This is a genomic window from Lysinibacillus sp. NPDC094403 (genome assembly GCF_050278745.1).
Lineage (GTDB): Bacteria > Bacillota > Bacilli > Bacillales_A > Planococcaceae > Lysinibacillus.
In genome coordinates this window covers 72,790-91,601 of record NZ_JBNNTL010000005.1, presented here as the reverse complement: position 1 = coordinate 91,601, position 18,812 = coordinate 72,790, and the positions used below count along the sequence as shown (strand labels likewise).

The following is an 18,812-nucleotide window of genomic DNA, read 5'->3' as shown; positions in this document are numbered from 1 at the left end:
TAATAGATTAGTATGAAATCAACTTAAAAACACACGGATTCTCACTTTATAAAGTGTTTTTCTGTGTGTTTTTTGCTTTCATCTCCGGTATAAGTAAACAATAGATTTTTTAGAAATGTATGTGTATTGGACGCTACTTGTACTAAAATAGAGATATTGTAGTAAGAGGGAGTGTTTCTTTTGTTTAAAACGATGAAAGAATGTACAGAATTTATTTTTACGTTAAAGGCAGTTGATCATAAACGTGCACCGCTCGTCTTGATGCGAGAGGTACTAGCACTTCTTAATAACCCGCAGGATAGGCTGCGCGCTATCCATTTAGCAGGCTCGAATGGAAAAGGGTCAACAGTGAATGCGCTAAGAGAAATGTTACAACATGCTGGCCACAAAGTAGGCGCCTTTACTTCACCTCATTTAGAGCGTGTTAATGAACGCATGACTATTAATGGAAATCAGATTTCTGATACACAATTTTTACACTATATGAACAAAGTTGCTGAGATTATTGAGACACATTATGAAGGTGACTTTCCGAGCTTTTTTGAAGTTGTAACACTTATTATGTATCAATATTTTGCGGATGAAGAAGTGGATTTTGCGCTGATTGAAACAGGACTGGGTGGACGTTTAGACGCTACGAATGTCATTACGCCCCTAATTTCAATTATTACAACGGTTTCACTAGAACATACTGCGTTTTTAGGAGATACATTAGCAAAGGTAGCGTTTGAGAAGGCGGGAATTATTAAAGAAAGTGTACCTGTTGTAGTGGGGGTTAAAAGTGAAGAAGCACTTACTGTAATCGAGGAGGTAGCGAATGAGCGTCATGCCCCATGCTTTGTTTTAGGGAAGGATTTTACGGTTGCAAACATTGAACAAGGCATTAATATACAGCACTTTAATTACCGAAAAGCAAAAGTGGAGATGGTAGCTGTCCCATTAAAAATGGCTGGACCGCATCAAATAAATAATGCAAGCCTTGCGATTACGGCTATCCTAACGTTAAGAGAGAATGGAGCCATTGACATTTCAGATGAATCAATCCGTCAAGCTTTAGCGAAAGCTCAGTGGGCAGGCCGTTTTGAGCAATTACCTGGAAATATTATATTGGACGGAGCACATAATTCTGAAGGAACTGCTGCATTAATTCAAACACTTAAAACGGTCTATCCACACCAAAACTATCGATTTATATATGCAGCATTATCGGATAAAGATCATGCGAATAGTATTGCTTTAATGGATAGTATTGCTACATCAATTGCATTTACTCAAATTGAACTACCGAATGCTATGCCTGCTGACAAATTAGCTGCATTATCTACTAATACGAACAAAATGTATAATGCGAATTGGCGTGAGATGGTTCAAACAATGCTATATCAAAAGAATGATGAAGATATTATAGTCATTACAGGCTCGTTGTATTTTATAGCTGAAATACGACATTGGCTACAGGGGGAACAACGATGATCCCAAAATTGAATAGCTACAAGGAAAAGTGGAATGTTCAGAGTGATGATGTTATAAAACCAGGTCTAACTGCGATTCAAGAGGCATTGGCACGACTAGATAATCCAGAAAATAAATTACAAGTAGTGCATTTAGCGGGGACTAACGGTAAAGGCTCGACACTTACATTTCTAGAATCAATCTCTAAAGAACATGGCTTACGTGTTGGTAAATTTATGTCTCCTTGTATTTTAGACGTACATGACCAAATCCAAGTAGAGGGTCAAGCTATTACAGAAGAGGAAATGAATCATGTATTCCGACAAATGCAGGCAGCCGGACTTAGTGGGAAACTAACAGATTTTGAACTATTAACTGTTGCAACATTTTTACATTTCGTTGCAAGTAATGTAGATATTGCCCTTATTGAAGCGGGTATGGGGGGCTTGCTTGATAGTACGAATGTAGTTACACCTATTGTGTCAATCATACCGAGTATAGCATTAGAGCATACAAATTTTTTAGGAGATACGATTGAAAGTATTGCCTACCATAAAGCCGGAATTATTAAACCGTATCGTCCAGTTATTATCGGCGATTTACCGTTAGAAGCGAAGAAAATAGTCTATCAGGAAGCCCGAATAAAACATTCATCCGTTCTTGAGCTAAATCATCAATTTTATGTAGAACAAGGAAATGATGGAGAGAGCTATGGGCATAATGACAATGGCTTCCGTATAACAAAGCTTACACGCACAATGAAGGGAGCACATCAGGCGAATAATATGGCACTTGCTATTACAGCCTTTTTTGAAGTGGCGGCCGCATTAGAGTTACAACTTAGTAAAGAAGCTATTCAAAAAGCTGTGAAAAACGCGACCATTTTAGGTCGTTTTGAAGAAATTATGCCTTATATTTTTTTAGACGGTGCGCATAATCCAGCGAGTGCTGAGAAATTAATAGAAACGATTAAGCAGGAGTTCCCAGATGAGCAGATTACTTTTGTCATTGGTATTCTTGCTGATAAAGCTGTAAAAGAGATTTTGCAACAATTTGAGCAGGTAAGTGATTATTTTTACTTTGTTGATTTCGATAACCCCCGTGCGATGACTGCTCATAAATTGCTTGAGCTGTCCAATGCCTCTCATAAAGTAGTTTTAAAAGATTATGTGCAATTTTTAAAACTACAGTCAGAAAGCAATTCGAAGACAATTGTATCGGGTTCGTTGTATTTATTAACGGAAGTACGTAGTAGATTAAAAAATAATTAACTTCTAGTTGAGTGAACTATATATTTACAGTAAAGATCAGGTACTCATCAAAAAAATGAGTCCTGATTTTTAATTTAATAATTGATTTCCACATGGATCTACAATTTCTCCATTAAGCTCTTAGCCTAAATTCGGCTTATGTGAAGCACTTGAAAGAACTCATTAGTCGCATTTTAAGATTGAGTAAATCAAAGCTTAAAGGAGTAATCAGTCAATCAGTTACTATAACGTATATAAATTAATTTCTAGGCATTCTCTCCTTAATTTCCTCAAGCACTTTTTCCCAATATACTTTCATTTCTTCTCTTGCATTCTGATCGGACAGTTTTTCTTGATGAAAACTAATAGTTGTTTTATTACTTTCGATTGATATAATCCGGACTTGAACTGTTGATGCCTTTTCCCATCCTACCTTTTGCCAAGTCAGGCGAAGTTGCTGTAAAGGTTTGACAACACGTATTTCTCCTGACCCTAATTTCGTGATATATTTCTGACCTGGTTCAAGGATAATGTTCATACTCTCTCCTAACCATAAGCTTAATCCATCTTGGGAAGTTACAAGGTTCCAAGCCACTTCTTGGGAAATAGAGAATGTCCTTCTAACACCCACTTGAAATCCAACCGTTTTTGTTTGTCCTATAATTTTTTGATTATCCATCTTATCACCTTCAATAAGGATTATTTAGCTTATCACCATAACGTGTGGTTGATTTTCGTTCCGACTGGGCGCTTTGTTCGCTTTCGCACAGATAAATGGCATACGTATTAACAAATGTCATCCACAACTTTTGGATTAGCCGATTATTTATCAGTAAATAATATTATTTCTATTTTCTTTCTATTAACACCTTTTCTCATTCAGAAGAATTGTTCTTTGATAGAGGTACACTAGAGTAGTGGAAAGAATCCACCTCTTTTTTGTTTATAGTAAATCTTCTGTTACAAAAATATTTAATTTTGAAGTAAAACTTCGAAAATAACTATTAAATCAAAATGTAGTAAATTCGCATTTACACATCCTTTTATACATATACTTATATCAAATTGTAACACTCCCGTCTTTTATAAATTACTTTGATATGTTGAAGAAAGAGGTGATGGTCGAATGAAAATTGTCAGTCATGTGATGAGAAAACAAATATTTCGAGCGATGGTTATTGGAGGAATAGTCGGACTTTTTGGTGTAGCTATTTTTTTAGGTATTCTTCAAGCAAGCACTAAATTTTCTTTAAAAAATGATAGTAATGAGGTAGCGAATAAAAGCAATAATGGTAATACAGCCGGAGAAACAATTCCGACAGCGGGAGGAGCAACGAACGGACCTATGTTTTTTGCAAGCCAAGCAGGGGTCTATTCAAATTATGAAAGTGCAAGTGCATTTGTATCTGAACATCCTTCGTTAAAAGAAAGTGCCGTTGTCGAGGTAGATGGAAAATTTTATGTTTGGACAAGTATAGAAACAGATGAAAGTCAGCTTGTCTTTTTAAAAGATCCTGCAACATTTAAAAAAGCATTTACTTTGAGTGGTGACAGTTGTAAGGAGGCAACGGTTGCAGAGCTTCCAGCTGTGCTAGCTGACAAAAATGCAACAAAATTAAATTTTAAGGATAAATCGAAGGATTCTACGCTGCCTGCTGATTGGCAATCTATTGGAGCGGCAGCCTCGTCTATTTCAACTGATATTAGCATCATTCGCTTACAAGTTTTTGCCCATTACAAATCGAAAAATGCTTGTCTTCAAGTGAAGTTTTAAGCACAAAAGATAGTGAAATAAGCATTATCTTGATTTTTAGAAAATTTTCAAATCCCAAATTCTCCGTTATGATAACTAATAAGGAGGAATGGTCAGATAATGTTTAAAACTAATCACAAGTTAGTGCTTGCTTCCGCTTCACCACGCCGAAAGGAATTACTTGCTATGCTATCACTTCCATTCGACATAATAACTAGTGAAGTAGAAGAGACAAGCGTCCAGGCAACTACAATGCAAGATTACGTAAAAGATGTAGCTCTATTAAAAACACATGATGTGGCGAAAAAAACTCCAAATGCAACGATTATCGGAGCGGATACTATTGTTGTTTATAATAATGAGTTACTCCATAAACCAAAAAATCGTGAGGAAGCAATTTCTCACTTATTGCGCTTATCAGGTAAGCGTCATGCGGTCATGACAGCTGTTGCCATTATTGAGCCTAACGGTAATGAAACTACATTTGTTGAAGAGACAACTGTTGTCTTTCATCATTTATCGCAGGAGCTCATCGAAGCATATGTAGATTCGGGAGATCCATTTGATAAAGCCGGTGGTTACGGCATTCAAACTGCTGGAACCCTTCTAGTGAAACGAATTGAAGGAGATTATAACAATGTTGTCGGTTTACCACTTGCAGCGTTGTTTAAGCAATTGGTAGCACTCAATATTATCCAATTTGCGAAGGAGTGAGCTTTTTTGCCGAATGATGTTTTACCAAGGACGATGATACGAGACGTTAATATTGAGGATCGACCTCGAGAAAGACTTCGGAGACAAGGCGCTATGAGTTTATCAAACCAGGAGCTGCTGGCTATTTTACTAAGGACAGGCACTAAAGAGGAATCTGTTCTTGTACTTGCAAATCGCGTACTAAGCGTTTTTGAACGTTTACATCATTTGAAACATGCAACTATAGAAGAAATGGTTGCTATTAGAGGGATTGGTGAGGTTAAAGCTATTCAATTATTAGCAGCAATTGAACTCGGTAGACGTCTCGCACAGAAACATAGCGAAGAAAAATATACGATTCGCTCTCCGCAAGATGCTGCTGCCTATTTAATGCCTGATATGACCTCACTGAATCAGGAGCATTTTGTAGTTCTTTTTTTAAACATAAAAAATCAAATTATTCATAGACAGACGATTTTTATAGGCAGTTTAAATGCTTCGATCGTCCATCCTCGGGAAATTTTCCGCGAGGCTGTAAAAAGATCTGCAGCCTCTATTATTTGTGCCCATAATCACCCCAGTGGCGTACCAACACCCAGTGATGAGGATATTGAAGTGACGAGAAGGATTATAGAGGCTGGTTATATTATAGGCATTGATTTAATAGACCATCTCATCATTGGTGATCATCAGTTTATTAGTTTGAAGGAAAAAGGATATTTTTAACTCTGCATGCATTTTGCAGGGTTTTTTAATTTAGTTTATAGATGAAAATCTCTAGCTCAATAAAATTTGCTGAGGTTTGTAATTAAGACTGAAGGGTAGTCGCTGAATCGTTTCGGGCTGCCTCACATTTTGTTCCTTATTCTAACATTTGATGAAGTATCAAATCGCATCATTATTTTAAAAATAAATCTTTTTGTATTTTTTTGCGAAAAACTAAAAATGAATGCGAACCTTTTTTTATATAAAGCGTTATTGTATTCGTAGAAATGTCTATAATATTCACAAAAATTGGTAGCCTATTACACGTTGTCTTACATGAATAAAAATTATATGCTAATCTATACGTACTATTTTTGTTTAGGAGGAAATTAAAATAGTATCTTTTCCGCGAGAAGAGGTATGTAGCACTACAAATTCTTGCGTTTTTCCGTTATAATGAACGGTATGATTTTATCTTTATTCAAAAGAAGACTCTCAATTCAACAGGTGTGAGATAAATGAGTGTGTAGTTTTTTCAGTTGGTGTCTAACACCGAGTGAATGAAGATAGAGCCTTGGGGTGTAATTACGCGCCGGGGTATAGTTGATGTCAACGAAAGTATGGCTTAAATAGAAAGGGAGTACACAATTTGTTTGGATTAGGAAGTAAAGATGTCGGGATTGACCTTGGCACAGCGAATACATTAGTGTTTATTAAAGGGAAGGGAATCGTTTTACGCGAACCTTCAGTTGTAGCGAAAAATACAAAAACTGGAGATATTGTTGCAGTTGGTAATGATGCGAAAAATATGATTGGTCGTACACCTGGCTCAATCGTAGCTATCCGTCCTATGAAAGATGGCGTTATTGCTGATTTTGATATTACTACAGTAATGATAGAATACTATTTAAAAGAAGCTTGTAAAAATTCTGGTGGTAATTGGAAAAAACCAAATGTTATGATTTGTGTGCCTTACGGTATTACATCGGTTGAACAACGTGCGGTTATTGATGCTGCTCGCCAAGCAGGTGCTAAAGAAGCATTTACAATTGAAGAGCCATTTGCAGCAGCAATCGGTTCAAACTTACCAGTATGGGATCCAACAGGGTCAATGGTCGTTGATATCGGTGGTGGTACAACAGAGGTAGCGGTTATTTCATTAGGTGGTATTGTAACAAGTGAATCTGTACGTGTTGGCGGGGATGCAATGGACCAATCCATCATTTCGTATATTCGTAAATCATATAACTTAACAATTGGTGAACGTACTGCGGAAGCAGTGAAAATGGAAATCGGTACAGCGTTGGCTGAAGGTCCAGAAGAAAGAATGGAAATTAGAGGACGCGACCTTTTAACAGGTTTACCTAAAACAATCGAAATTTCTTCACAAGAAATTTCTGAATCTTTACGTGAAGCGGTAGCATCTATTATTGATGGTGTTCGAAAAACGCTTGAACAAACACCTCCTGAATTATCTGCAGACGTAATGGAACGCGGAATTGTACTAACAGGTGGTGGTGCGCTATTAACGAATTTAGACAAAGTTATTAGCCAAGAAACTAATATGCCAGTATTTATCGCAGAAGATCCACTGGACTGTGTTGCTATTGGTACAGGTAAGGCTCTAGAACATATTGATTTAATTCGTGCACAACAAGTTAAAGGGTAAGGAGGTTTAGGCAATGCCACATTTTTTTTTCAATAAGAAATTAATTTTGCTGCTTATAGGCATGGTTTTTCTTGTGGCATTGATTAGCTTCTCATTACGTGAACGGACGAATGCTTCTTTACCAGAGCAAATTATTAAAGACACTGTCGGCGTCGCACAATCTATTGTTGCGAAGCCGGCGAATTATATTACTGGTGTTTTTAATAGTATTGATTCCCTCTTAAACACGTACGAAGAAAATAAACGTTTAAAAGCACGCTTAGATGAATTTGCTGCTGTACAAGCTGAGGCATCGGACTTGAAATCTGATATTAAAAAGTATCAAGAGCTTATGGACAAATCGGAAAGCTTAAAAGCCTATGATCCGATTCATGCCACAGTGATCGCTAGAAATCCTGACCAATGGGAAGAAAAAATTATTTTAGATAAAGGTTCTTCGCAAGGTGTAGAAAAAAATATGGCAGTTATGACAGCGAAAGGGTTAATCGGTAAAATTACTTTAGTAACTCCTTTCACCTCTGAGGTAGAGCTTTTAAATACAAATAATCCTAACTATCGTGTTTCTGCGATGGTTCAAGGAGATAAACAAGCATACGGTTTAATCGAGGGCTATGATAAAGAGCGTAATGAACTCATCATGAAGCGAATCGATTCAAGTTTAACAGTTAAAAAAGGTCAGCAAGTAGTTTCATCAGGACTTGGCGGTATTTTCCCAAAAAATGTGCCAATCGGAGAAATAACTGAAGTAAGCACAGATGATTTTGGCTTAACAAAAATGGCCTATGTAAAACCATCTGCTGATTTTTCAATTTTAGACTATGTTGTTATTGCTAAACGTTCCGCTACTGTGATAGATGGATCTGATGGTAATGCATCGAACGAGGATTTAACACATCCACAAAAGGGTGAAGAGGAGGCGAAATAATGGTTCGAATTCTCATCCCCACTGTGGCAGTTTTGCTATTTTTACTAGAACCAGCGTTTGCTATGCTTTCACCGATTGAAGTGAAAGGGCAAATCTATTATTTAGTTCCGAGATTTTTAATCTTATATTTAATATTTATATCCATCTATTACAGCCGTCAGCGAGCGGTAATGTATGGACTTTTTTTTGGTGTCTTGTATGATGTGTTTTACATTGATATTATTGGATTATATTCAGTGCTGTTTCCGCTTACTTGTTTTTTAGCAGGGTCAATTGTGAAAGTTATTCATCAGCACTTAGTTGTGACAACGACGATTTCAGTTGTTTTAGTAGCAATTTTAGAATTTATACTCTATCAATTCTTCTATCTTATCGACTTTACAGCAATCCCATTATCGGATTTCTTACGTTCACGACTACTGCCAACGATCATTGCTAATGCACTATTTTTAATGATTCTTGGTTGGGCCTTCAAGTATCTAATTAATGCGCGTGTCTTACAGAGAGCACGTGAAGTTTCTTAACAAAGAACAACGTGGGGTGAGGCATTCATGAAAAAACAGTTAGTTAATATGAAGGGAACAAAGGATGGATTTGTTCTTCATTTAGACGATCAATGTGCGTATGTCGATTTAGTAGAAGAGCTTAAAAAGAAAGTTTCAGAAAGCGGTATCGATAGTAAAGTTGATGTACAATTATATTTGGGCTATCGATACTGTTCTGATGAACAAATCAAAGAACTTATTAAAATTGTTCAAGAAACAGAGCAACTAATCGTTTCAAAGGTGCAAAGTGAAGTACTGACTGTCCATGAGAGCAACCAGAAAAGGATTGAAAGTCAACAAGATACATATGTAGGTGTGGTCAGATCGGGTCAAGTTCTGCGTTCGCCAGGAGATATTATTATCGTAGGGAATGTCAATCCGAACGGACGTGTAGAAGCAGGTGGCAATGTGTATGTCTTAGGCAAACTCAAAGGAATTGCGCATGCTGGTGTTCATGGTAATAGGGAAGCAATCATAGCAGCATCTCGTTTTGAAGCCACACATATTATGATTGCTGATCAGGTTCAGGCAATGTCAAACGAACATGTAAAAGCAATTAATCATGATGAGATGACTTGTGCATTAATTGGCTATGATGGGCGCATTACGTATGATCAAATTCACGCGTTAAAAAATATTCGACCATTGTTAAATGTGTCTAAGGGAGGTAGCTAGTGTGGGAGAAGCGATCGTCATAACTTCAGGTAAAGGCGGTGTCGGAAAAACAACGACAACGGCTAACCTTGGGACTGCATTGGCTCTACAAGGTAAAAAAGTATGTTTAGTAGATACTGATATTGGTCTACGTAATTTGGACGTAATTTTAGGTCTTGAAAATCGAATTATTTATGATTTAGTAGACGTTGTTGAGGGGCGCTGTAAGATTCATCAAGCGTTAATAAAAGATAAACGTGTAGATGAGAAACTATTTTTATTACCTGCTGCTCAAACGACAGATAAAAATGCTGTTACACCTGAGCAAATGAAGAGCTTAGTAGAAGAATTAAAAAGAGACTATGATTATGTTTTAATAGACTGTCCAGCGGGCATTGAACAAGGCTATCGCAATGCTGTTGCTGGTGCAGATCATGCAATTGTAGTGACAACGCCAGAAATCTCTGCTGTGCGTGATGCAGATCGAATTATTGGCTTACTCGAGCAGGAAGAAATTACTGCACCTAAACTAATTATTAACCGCATTCGTCAGCATATGATGAAAAGCGGTGATACATTGGATGTTAATGAAATAACAACACATTTGTCAATCGATTTATTAGGGATCATCGTAGATAATGAAGGGGTTATTTCATCATCCAATAAAGGTGAACCAGTAGTAATGGATCCTACTAATAAAGCATCTCTAGGCTATCGTAATATTGCCCGTCGAATACTTGGAGAGTCTGTGCCACTTATGGCAATTGAAGATGAACATAAAGGTGTATTTTCAAAACTAAAAGCATTATTTTCAAGATAATCATCAGCCTTTTCGTGCATTTGTACGAGAAGGTTTTTTCTTGTGCATGAATGGACATGCAATCTCATATAGTGTGAAAAAAGGATGAGAGCTTGTTTAAGAAATGGAAATGGTTGGTCACAATACTGCTTGTGGCTGCAATTATGCTTGTAATTCGTTTAGAGGATCAAGGTGTATTGGAAACACCAGTGCGAAAACTAGTTACGACATCAGCTGATTTAACCTATTTAAGCGAGCTCGGACAAAGTTGGCTAAATAAAGAGGATGCAACAATTTTGGTATCGAGTGATGTTGGGCAAACTGAGCTATTATCATTTGCCAATGCGCAAGTTTTTAAGGAAGGGTTTTTATTGCAATATGACATGGGTCTACCGGTCTATGCTGGAAAGAATGGTCTTGTCGTTTTTACCGGTCATACAAAATATACTGGTAAAACTATGACGATAAGCTATGATGACGGTACAACAGTATCCTATGGTATGTTGGATAGTTTAGCACAACTTCCCTACACAACAGTGCAGGCAAACGATTTAATCGGCATGAAAGAGGCAGGACAACTCTATATCTCGATTGAAAAAGATAAGACACATTATAGTTTAGAGCAGATTGTACAGTGGCTTGAAGCAGCGGCGTCCAATGAAAATTAAACTGCATCTTCTATGTATCCCTCTCGTATTTTTAATGATTTTTACTGGCCAAATTGCTTATTACGCCATTATTTTATCTACGTTATTATGGCATGAAGCAGGTCATTTGATAACGGCAATGCTTTGTGGTGTTAAGGTGAAATCATGTGTTATTACACCTTACGGAGGGGAAATAGAATTTGAAAATCCAGCGGTTGTGCCAGCAATGTCACTCCTTTGGATTGCCTTAGGGGGACCAATCGCTACAATATTAGGGATTGGCCTTGCTTTTTTTATGCCAGAGCTGCTTGCTACTAAGCTTATTAATGTGCAACTTGTGCTATTAGCAATTAATGTTTTACCGATTATTCCGTTGGACGGTGGCAGAATATTTTTAGCATGCTTATTTTTATTCAGTCCAAGTGTTCGTGCATTTGAATATTATTACTGGTTTTCTCTTATAATGGCCTTTATACTATTCATCATAACTTTATGTTACCTCCCACAATCTATTTTTTTAGCAATTCTATGTTTATTTATTTGGCTTCAAGTGTTAAAAGAATGGAATTATCGAAAATATCGTTTAGCATTTGAGAAATATGTAATGAATAGATTGACTTAAAATAAATCGTGTGGTAATATTTTAATGTTATTGTTTGTAGCACCTGTGCTACTACAACCGCACTGGGAAGGTTTAAGTATCGTATGATCACCTTTATAAACAGGCGAGTCTGAGTCTATGAGGAGGTGCAGTAAAATGTACGCAATTATTGAAACTGGTGGTAAACAAATCAAAGTAGAAGCTGGTCAAGAAATCTATGTTGAAAAATTAGGTGTAGAAGCTGACGAGGTTGTAACTTTCGATAAAGTTTTATTCGTAGGTGGCGAAAACGTTAAAGTTGGAGCTCCATTCGTAGAAGGCGCTACTGTAACAGCTAAAGTTGTTAAAGAAGGCCGTGCGAAAAAAATCGTTGTTTTCAAATTGAAAGCTAAAAAGAACTACCGTCGTAAACAAGGTCACCGTCAACCTTACACAAAATTAGTTGTTGAAACTATCAACGCTTAATTGTGAGGTGTAGCGAATGATACAGGTTACGATTCATCACAATGAAAATAGACATGTGTCAGCATTTGAATTTTCAGGACATGCTGAGTACGATGAATCTGGTAAGGATTTAGTATGTGCAGGAGCATCTACCATTGCCATAGGTACGGTGAATGCTATTTATGCACTATTACAATTACAGCCAGAAGTTGAACAAGCTGCTGAAGGTGGAGGCTATCTTAAGGTAGATTTACCATCAGATATAGAGCCTGAGATTGATGCAAAACTACAGTTAATTGTCCAAGTAATGACTGCCCAAGTGTATTCAATGGTGCAAAATTACGGACAATACATCCAAATCAACTACAACCAAGTAGGAGGTGGAACACGATGAAATTATTATTAACATTAGACTTACAATTTTTCGCATCTAAAAAAGGTGTAGGTTCTACTAAAAACGGACGTGACTCTGAGTCTAAACGACTTGGTGCTAAACGTGCTGATGGCCAATTCGTAACTGGTGGTTCAATTCTTTACCGTCAACGCGGTACAAAAATTTACCCAGGTACAAACGTAGGTCGTGGTGGTGACGATACACTATTTGCTAAAGTTGACGGCGTTGTTAAATTCGAACGCTTAGGTCGCGATCGCAAACAAGTATCTGTATACCCAGCATCACAAGAAGCTTAATCTTTTATAAGATAACATAAAGCGGAGGACTGCATTTATTGCAGTCCTTTTTTTGGCTAAAATTCGATGAAGAATTAAGGGAAAAATAAAGCAAAACTTGTTATACTAGTAAGGATAACTTTATTGGAGTGAATGGGATGAACAATCAATCACTAACCATTAGTGAAGTATTACGTTTTGCAAATCATGATTATGTGAATCAGCTTCAGCTTATTCGCATGAATTTAGATTTAGGTAGAATTGATGAAACAAAAAAACTTATTCGAGATTATTCAGAGCAATTACAAGTACTTTCTATCCTTAATCGTCTACAATTATCACAAACAATCGAATGGCTACAAACAGCAGGCTGGCGCTATCCTTCATTACCAATGAAGCTAAGCGGTGAGATAAAAAAGCCTGTTACAAATACTATTGATTCGGAAGTTGTAGATTACTTAAACAAAACAGTTATGCATGTTTATGATACATTAGATCCATTTACAGAGCAGAGCTTAGCGCTCGATGTACGTGTTGATGAACATACATTTGCCGTGACATTCACGCTAAATGGGCTATGGAGTGCTGATGCATTCACCGAAAAAGGTTTGAAACAATTAGACATTCAAACAATTGAACAGACGAATGCGTACTGGCAATATGTATTGAAAGCAAATAGGGAGTGAACTAAATGTTTGTCGATCACGTTAAGATTTATGTAAAAGGTGGCGACGGCGGGGACGGAATGGTTGCCTTTCGCCGAGAAAAATATGTACCGAATGGTGGTCCAGCTGGTGGTGACGGTGGACATGGTGGTAACGTAGTATTTGAAGTTGAAGAGGGCTTACGAACATTAATGGATTTCCGCTATAAACGCCATTTTAAGGCTGACCGTGGTGAGCATGGTATGAGTAAAGGCATGCATGGTAAACGTGCAGATGATTTAATCGTTAAAGTACCACCAGGCACAGTCGTAATGAACGAAGAAACAGGTGCTGTTATTGCCGATTTAGTCGAGCATGGTCAACAAGCAATTATCGCAAAAGCTGGCCGTGGTGGACGAGGAAATTCTCGTTTCGCAACACCAGCAAATCCAGCACCAGAACTTTCTGAAAAAGGTGAGCCAGGACAAGAATTAAATGTTATATTAGAGTTAAAAGTTTTAGCAGATGTGGGACTAGTAGGTTTCCCAAGTGTTGGTAAATCAACGCTTTTATCTGTTGTTTCTGCTGCGAAGCCAAAAATTGGTGCATATCATTTTACAACAATTGTCCCTAATTTAGGAATGATTGAAACAGATGATCATCGAAGCTTTGCGATGGCAGATTTACCTGGTCTTATTGAAGGGGCACACCAAGGGGTAGGATTAGGCCATCAGTTTTTACGACATATTGAACGTACGCGTGTTATTGTCCATGTTATTGATATGTCAGGAATGGAAGGCCGCGATCCGTACGAGGATTATTTAACGATTAATGAAGAGCTAAAGCAATATAATCTTCGTTTAACAGAGCGTCCACAAATTATTGTTGCCAATAAAATGGATATGCCTGATGCAGAAGAAAACTTAGAGGAATTCCGCAAAAAAGTGGGAGAAGATGTGCAAATTTTCCCGATATCAGCTGTTTCACGTCAAGGTTTAAAAGAGTTGCTATTTGCTATTGCTGATTTACTTGAAGTAACACCTGAATTCCCTCTATATGATGATTTAGAGGAGCAATCAGAAGCAACGGTAATGTATAAACATGAAGCAAAAGGTGAAGATTTCGAAATTACTCGTGATGATGATGGTACATTTATCATTAGTGGTTACGCAATTGAACGCCTATTTAAAATGACTGACTTTAGCCGTGAAGATGGTATTCGCCGTTTTGCTCGTCAATTACGTGCAATGGGTGTGGATGAAGCTCTACGCGAACGTGGAGCTCAAGATGGCGATACTGTTCGTCTGCAAGAGTTTGAATTTGAATTTGTCGATTAAGACAAGAGTTTTAGGGGGAAGCGTATGAAGAATGTTGCGAATCAGCGATATTATTTAGTTCGTGAAGATGTTTTAACGGATGCTATGCAAAAAACTTTGGAGGCGAAACACTTACTTTCAAGTGGTTCGGTATCTTCCATTTGGGATGCGGTAAAGCAGGTGGATTTATCGCGTAGTGCGTTTTACAAATATCGTGATGCTGTATTTCCTTTTCACTCAATTGTGCAGGAACGCATTTTAACAGTCTTTTTACAGCTTCAAGACCGTAAAGGAACACTTGCAAAGCTTTTAGAAACAGTGACAATTACGCATTGCAATGTACTGACTATCCATCAAACAATACCGATACAAGGACGTGCTAATGTTACATTGTCATTAGATGTAACTAGTATGACATGTGAACTTGATGATTTAATACAGCAACTCAAACGTTTAGATTTTGTAGAGTCCGCGGAAGTAATTAGTTCTGGTGCATTGTAATGACTGAAAGTAAGCTTGAATTTTTGACAGAATGTAAATAAACTCAAAAGGAGCAGTCCCATGTGATGTAATAATATCGCTTTATGGGACAGCTCCTTATTCTATAACAAAAGAGAAAATTCATAGAGAGAAAAGCATAAAGAGAGGTTCCAAACGCTTGGGAAGCTTCGTATTATGCTTTACCAACATTTGTTGTAGAATGAAAGAAGTTTTTAGAAACTAAAAATTCTAAATTTTTACATTAGTGAAATTTAAAAAGTTTCTTAAAACGTAAATGTATATAAGTTGATTGGAGTGCAAGATGGACGCCCACAGAAAGGCGCCCAGTTGAAATGGAAATCACCCCCACGTCATGGTGGTGGGCCAATCAAATTAAACAATGAACAGGAGGTAGTTGAAATGACAGAACAACAATGGGAAAAACGAATCGGATATTTAGGACCGGAGGCATCATTTACATACTTAGCAACAAAGGCAACCTTTCCGAATGAGTGGCTTGTTCCTTGTTCTACAATTCCAGAATGTATTGAGGCAGTAGCTGAGGGGAAGGTAGATTTAGCAGTTGTGCCACTAGAAAATGCTTTAGAAGGATCTGTATCGCTAACGCTCGATTATTTATTCCATGAGGCGACCCTATATGTTACAGGTGAACTTCTATTAAAAATACAGCAGCATTTAATGGTCAATAAAGAACATAAGGACAATTGGGAATCGATTACTGGTGTTTATTCACACCCACATGCGCTAGCCCAATGTCATAAATACTTATTCTATCGTTTCAGTCATGTTCCGTTACTTCAAACGACATCAACAGCAGCAGCAGCAAAATTCGTATCCGAAAATCCAGACGAGTGCATAGCGGCAGTTGGAAATGCAGCTGCAGCAGTTAAATATGACTTAGAAATCGTTCAACCTGATATTCATGATTTCCATTTTAATCATACACGCTTCTTCGTATTATCCAAGCAAAATAGACGATTGCCGCAAGAATTATCGGATGGACAGGCGAAGACAACTTTCATGATTACATTGCCAACGGACCGTTCAGGGGCATTACATCAGGTATTATCAGTATTTGCATGGCGACAGCTAAATTTAAGTAAAATCGAATCACGACCATTAAAAACGGGCTTAGGTGATTATTTCTTTATGATTGATGTATTAGCGGATGAAAAGGAGCCTATGATGCGTGGAGCTATGGAAGAACTAGCTGCACTTGGTTGCAAGGTGAAGTCACTTGGTACATACTTTACTTATCTTACATCGGACGAGTAATAAAAGTGACTAGGAGGAATCGTTGTGGGTGGCATTATTTTGTTTGACGGAGTGTGCAATTTTTGTGATAGTAGTGTGCAATTTATTATCAAATATGATCAGTCCGCATATTTCCAATTTGCATCCATCCAAAGTGATGCAGGACAAGCACTACTTGCACAATACGGAGTGCCAGAAAATATAGATAGTGTCATATTAATTGAGCATGGAAAGGCATATTTTGAATCCACAGCAGCTCTTAAAATCTGTAAGCGATTAGATAGTTTTTGGCCTGTCTGCTATATTTTCATCCTTTTTCCTCCATCTATACGAAATATAATGTACCGAATGTTTGCTAAAAATAGATATCGTCTTTTCGGACGAAAAGAAAAATGTTTATTGCCAACACCTTCACAACGAAAAAGATTTCTCTAACTCTGAAGCTATCCAATTAAAAAGTGGATAGCTCTTTTTTTAGAGGAATAGCTGCTAGTCTCCTTGAAGGCTAGCAGCTATTAATCAATTATTTGATTTTACACTTTATTGAAGCAAAGTTTGTTAATTTATTGATCTACAACTAAATAGCTCTTTTTTTGTAAAGTAAGCTCAATTAAATCTAGAATTTCAACAGAAGGCGCAGAAATAACATGAAGATGTGTACCACCTGTTAGCTCAGATAAGTAACTTGCCTGTGTTTCGTTGACACGTTGAATAAATTTTTTTACCTCATGACGGTTAGAGACCATAATGGATGCGGTGATTTCCCCATAAATTGGATGTTCAACAATGACATTTTTTACTGTACCACCGCAATCAACTATTGTTATAAGTTCATCTTCTGCATCCTCTGCGGTGTGGAAGCAAGGAATTGTACGTTCAACAGTTTGATGTAATTGTTCCTGGTGCATATAAAGATATCCTTGGCTAGTTGCAATAATAGGTTCATTTCTAGCTTTTAATAATGTCATATCATTGACAATGACCTGTCTAGAAACATTAGCGAATTTAGCTAGGTCCGTCCCTGTTATAGGTGCTGGACTTTTTTTAAGTTGTGCTAGAAGTTGCAGTCGGCGTTCTTCGCCTAACATTTTTTTCATAAGAGATCACCTCTGCCTGTAATAAAGGAAGCAGTTTTCCTTAAAAACTAGTGTACCACGAAGCTTTTCCAACATGCGTGAATTTTTTGTATCCAAATGAAACATTGAACATATGATACGGAGAGAGGAAGGGAGGAAGAAATTGCGTATTCATATTGTCCAAAAGGGAGATACGTTGTGGAAGATTGCAAAAGAATATGGCGTTTCGTTTGAAGATTTAAAGCGGCTAAATGCCCATCTTGCTAACCCAGATTATATTGTACCGGGCATGGAAATTATCCTACCTGAAAAAATAAACAAAGAACCACATAGAGAACAACATAGAGAACCACACAGAGAACATAGTCGAGAAACAGATTGGGGAGTGCATAGAGAGGGGGGACATAGAGAGGGCCACAAAGAACACATGCACAAAGAACATATGCACAAGGAGTCACCTACAAGGCACGTGAAAGAAAAAGAGGTTCAAAGACCGATGCCACCACCAATTATTGTACCACCACCACCAATGCCAGAACCACAGATGATTCCAATTCCTTATCCGATGCCAATGCCGATGCCTCAGCAAGCGCCTTTTGAGCTTAGCTGGAATCAACAAGTTGTCATGCCAAATGTAGAGCAAACTCAAACTGTATCACCAATTCAAATTCAACCGCCGCCACAGCCTATGGTCCAACCGGAGGCGCCACCACCACCAATGCCGCAACCGATTTTTATCATGCCACAAATGCCAGCAGTACCACATTGTGCTAGCTGCCATCAGCCAGTGCATCATCATATGTATTGGCCAATGCCAATGCCGATGCCAATGCCAATGGAACCGCAAGTTGAGGCTTATACAATGCCGGAGCAACCAATGTCGTGTGAAATGCCATGCGAAAAAGGGGAGTTCTTAGAATCTAGTACATCTCCATTCTTCCCTATGCAGCCTATGCCAGAAATGGAACAGCCATGTGGTTGTCATGCACAACCAGTCATGATGCCAACTTGGCAAATGGATCCATGTCATTGTCCACCGCCATGTCCGCCACCATGCCCAATGCCATGTCCAACACATGGCCATATGCCACATTCGGTAGGACCATGGATGTCACCGCACTTTTACCCAGGCGGGATGACGCCTTATCGATGGTGAAAAAGCGTATATCATTGAAGAAGTAAAGCCGAATATTTGGAAGTATAAATATCAATCTA

General features: G+C 37.8%; 23 protein-coding genes and 1 other annotated feature. Of the genes, 21 read left to right on the top strand and 2 right to left on the bottom strand.

The window, feature by feature from the left end:
• Window positions 1-180 precede the first annotated feature (180 nt).
• Entirely contained in the window at window positions 181-1,473 is a 1,293-nt protein-coding gene (locus ACQKMV_RS10360; protein ID WP_427503796.1) for a bifunctional folylpolyglutamate synthase/dihydrofolate synthase, read from the top strand.
• Window positions 1,470-2,723 (top strand): bifunctional folylpolyglutamate synthase/dihydrofolate synthase, encoded by a 1,254-nt coding sequence (locus ACQKMV_RS10355; RefSeq protein WP_427503795.1) that lies wholly within the window; start codon window positions 1,470-1,472, stop codon window positions 2,721-2,723. Before ACQKMV_RS10360 ends, ACQKMV_RS10355 begins: the two co-directional genes overlap by 4 nt.
• A gap of 238 nt (window positions 2,724-2,961) precedes the next feature.
• Here the strand turns inward: ACQKMV_RS10355 and ACQKMV_RS10350 are convergent, their stop codons facing one another.
• Window positions 2,962-3,381, bottom strand: a complete 420-nt coding sequence (locus tag ACQKMV_RS10350) for an SRPBCC family protein (RefSeq protein ID WP_427503794.1) — start codon at window positions 3,379-3,381, stop codon at window positions 2,962-2,964.
• A gap of 447 nt (window positions 3,382-3,828) precedes the next feature.
• Here ACQKMV_RS10350 and ACQKMV_RS10345 point away from each other — a divergent pair, with 447 nt between their 5' ends.
• The 18 genes from ACQKMV_RS10345 to ACQKMV_RS10260 all read left to right on the top strand — a co-directional run bounded on the left by ACQKMV_RS10345 (window position 3,829) and on the right by ACQKMV_RS10260 (window position 16,956).
• Window positions 3,829-4,476, top strand: a complete 648-nt coding sequence (locus tag ACQKMV_RS10345) for a hypothetical protein (RefSeq protein WP_427503793.1) — start codon at window positions 3,829-3,831, stop codon at window positions 4,474-4,476.
• 99 nt (window positions 4,477-4,575) lie between these two features.
• A complete protein-coding gene (locus tag ACQKMV_RS10340; protein ID WP_427503791.1) occupies window positions 4,576-5,169 on the top strand; it encodes a Maf family protein in 594 nt (197 codons plus the stop codon).
• Window positions 5,170-5,202: 33 nt separating this feature from the next.
• A complete protein-coding gene (gene radC, locus ACQKMV_RS10335; protein ID WP_427503966.1) occupies window positions 5,203-5,874 on the top strand; it encodes a RadC family protein in 672 nt (223 codons plus the stop codon).
• A 628-nt stretch (window positions 5,875-6,502) separates the two neighbouring features.
• Window positions 6,503-7,522, top strand: coding sequence for a rod shape-determining protein (locus ACQKMV_RS10330; protein ID WP_427503790.1), 1,020 nt, complete (start codon window positions 6,503-6,505; stop codon window positions 7,520-7,522).
• Between the two features lie 13 nt (window positions 7,523-7,535).
• Entirely contained in the window at window positions 7,536-8,447 is a 912-nt protein-coding gene (gene mreC / locus ACQKMV_RS10325; protein WP_427503788.1) for a rod shape-determining protein MreC, read from the top strand.
• On the top strand, window positions 8,447-8,971 hold the full coding sequence (gene mreD, locus ACQKMV_RS10320) for a rod shape-determining protein MreD (protein WP_427503787.1): 525 nt from the start codon (window positions 8,447-8,449) through the stop codon (window positions 8,969-8,971). Before mreC ends, mreD begins: the two co-directional genes overlap by 1 nt.
• A 27-nt stretch (window positions 8,972-8,998) precedes the next feature.
• The gene (gene minC / locus ACQKMV_RS10315) at window positions 8,999-9,667 is read left to right on the top strand and encodes a septum site-determining protein MinC (protein WP_427503786.1); all 669 of its coding nucleotides are present in this window, start codon (window positions 8,999-9,001) and stop codon (window positions 9,665-9,667) included.
• A 1-nt stretch (window position 9,668) separates the two neighbouring features.
• Complete coding sequence (gene minD / locus ACQKMV_RS10310) at window positions 9,669-10,466, top strand: septum site-determining protein MinD (RefSeq protein WP_427503785.1); 798 nt, start codon at window positions 9,669-9,671, stop codon at window positions 10,464-10,466.
• Between the two features lie 92 nt (window positions 10,467-10,558).
• The gene (locus tag ACQKMV_RS10305; protein WP_427503783.1) at window positions 10,559-11,113 is read left to right on the top strand and encodes a peptidoglycan DD-metalloendopeptidase family protein; all 555 of its coding nucleotides are present in this window, start codon (window positions 10,559-10,561) and stop codon (window positions 11,111-11,113) included.
• A complete protein-coding gene (locus ACQKMV_RS10300) occupies window positions 11,103-11,714 on the top strand; it encodes a stage IV sporulation protein FB (protein WP_427503782.1) in 612 nt (203 codons plus the stop codon). The genes ACQKMV_RS10305 and ACQKMV_RS10300 overlap by 11 nt, the downstream gene beginning before the upstream one ends.
• 45 nt (window positions 11,715-11,759) lie before the next feature.
• Window positions 11,760-11,835: a sequence feature (ribosomal protein L21 leader region), on the top strand.
• 14 nt (window positions 11,836-11,849) lie between these two features.
• The gene (gene rplU / locus ACQKMV_RS10295; protein ID WP_053484819.1) at window positions 11,850-12,158 is read left to right on the top strand and encodes a 50S ribosomal protein L21; all 309 of its coding nucleotides are present in this window, start codon (window positions 11,850-11,852) and stop codon (window positions 12,156-12,158) included.
• Window positions 12,159-12,174: 16 nt separating this feature from the next.
• Window positions 12,175-12,531: a ribosomal-processing cysteine protease Prp gene (locus tag ACQKMV_RS10290; RefSeq protein WP_285398187.1), complete on the top strand. Its 357-nt coding sequence runs from the start codon at window positions 12,175-12,177 to the stop codon at window positions 12,529-12,531.
• Window positions 12,528-12,827: a 50S ribosomal protein L27 gene (gene rpmA, locus ACQKMV_RS10285; RefSeq protein ID WP_132356986.1), complete on the top strand. Its 300-nt coding sequence runs from the start codon at window positions 12,528-12,530 to the stop codon at window positions 12,825-12,827. The genes ACQKMV_RS10290 and rpmA overlap by 4 nt, the downstream gene beginning before the upstream one ends.
• 137 nt (window positions 12,828-12,964) lie before the next feature.
• Window positions 12,965-13,492, top strand: coding sequence for a Spo0B domain-containing protein (locus ACQKMV_RS10280; protein WP_427503781.1), 528 nt, complete (start codon window positions 12,965-12,967; stop codon window positions 13,490-13,492).
• 5 nt (window positions 13,493-13,497) lie between these two features.
• The gene (gene obgE, locus ACQKMV_RS10275; protein WP_427503780.1) at window positions 13,498-14,787 is read left to right on the top strand and encodes a GTPase ObgE; all 1,290 of its coding nucleotides are present in this window, start codon (window positions 13,498-13,500) and stop codon (window positions 14,785-14,787) included.
• A gap of 24 nt (window positions 14,788-14,811) precedes the next feature.
• Window positions 14,812-15,267 (top strand): ACT domain-containing protein, encoded by a 456-nt coding sequence (locus tag ACQKMV_RS10270; protein WP_053484814.1) that lies wholly within the window; start codon window positions 14,812-14,814, stop codon window positions 15,265-15,267.
• A gap of 399 nt (window positions 15,268-15,666) precedes the next feature.
• Complete coding sequence (gene pheA, locus ACQKMV_RS10265; RefSeq protein ID WP_427503779.1) at window positions 15,667-16,542, top strand: prephenate dehydratase; 876 nt, start codon at window positions 15,667-15,669, stop codon at window positions 16,540-16,542.
• Window positions 16,543-16,566: 24 nt separating this feature from the next.
• Complete coding sequence (locus ACQKMV_RS10260; protein ID WP_427503778.1) at window positions 16,567-16,956, top strand: thiol-disulfide oxidoreductase DCC family protein; 390 nt, start codon at window positions 16,567-16,569, stop codon at window positions 16,954-16,956.
• Window positions 16,957-17,084: 128 nt separating this feature from the next.
• Here the strand turns inward: ACQKMV_RS10260 and ACQKMV_RS10255 are convergent, their stop codons facing one another.
• Window positions 17,085-17,618, bottom strand: coding sequence for a transcription repressor NadR (locus ACQKMV_RS10255; RefSeq protein WP_427503776.1), 534 nt, complete (start codon window positions 17,616-17,618; stop codon window positions 17,085-17,087).
• 142 nt (window positions 17,619-17,760) lie between these two features.
• Between ACQKMV_RS10255 and ACQKMV_RS10250 the strand changes: the two genes are divergently transcribed.
• On the top strand, window positions 17,761-18,753 hold the full coding sequence (locus ACQKMV_RS10250; protein ID WP_427503774.1) for a LysM peptidoglycan-binding domain-containing protein: 993 nt from the start codon (window positions 17,761-17,763) through the stop codon (window positions 18,751-18,753).
• The last annotated feature ends 59 nt before the right edge of the window (window positions 18,754-18,812 follow it).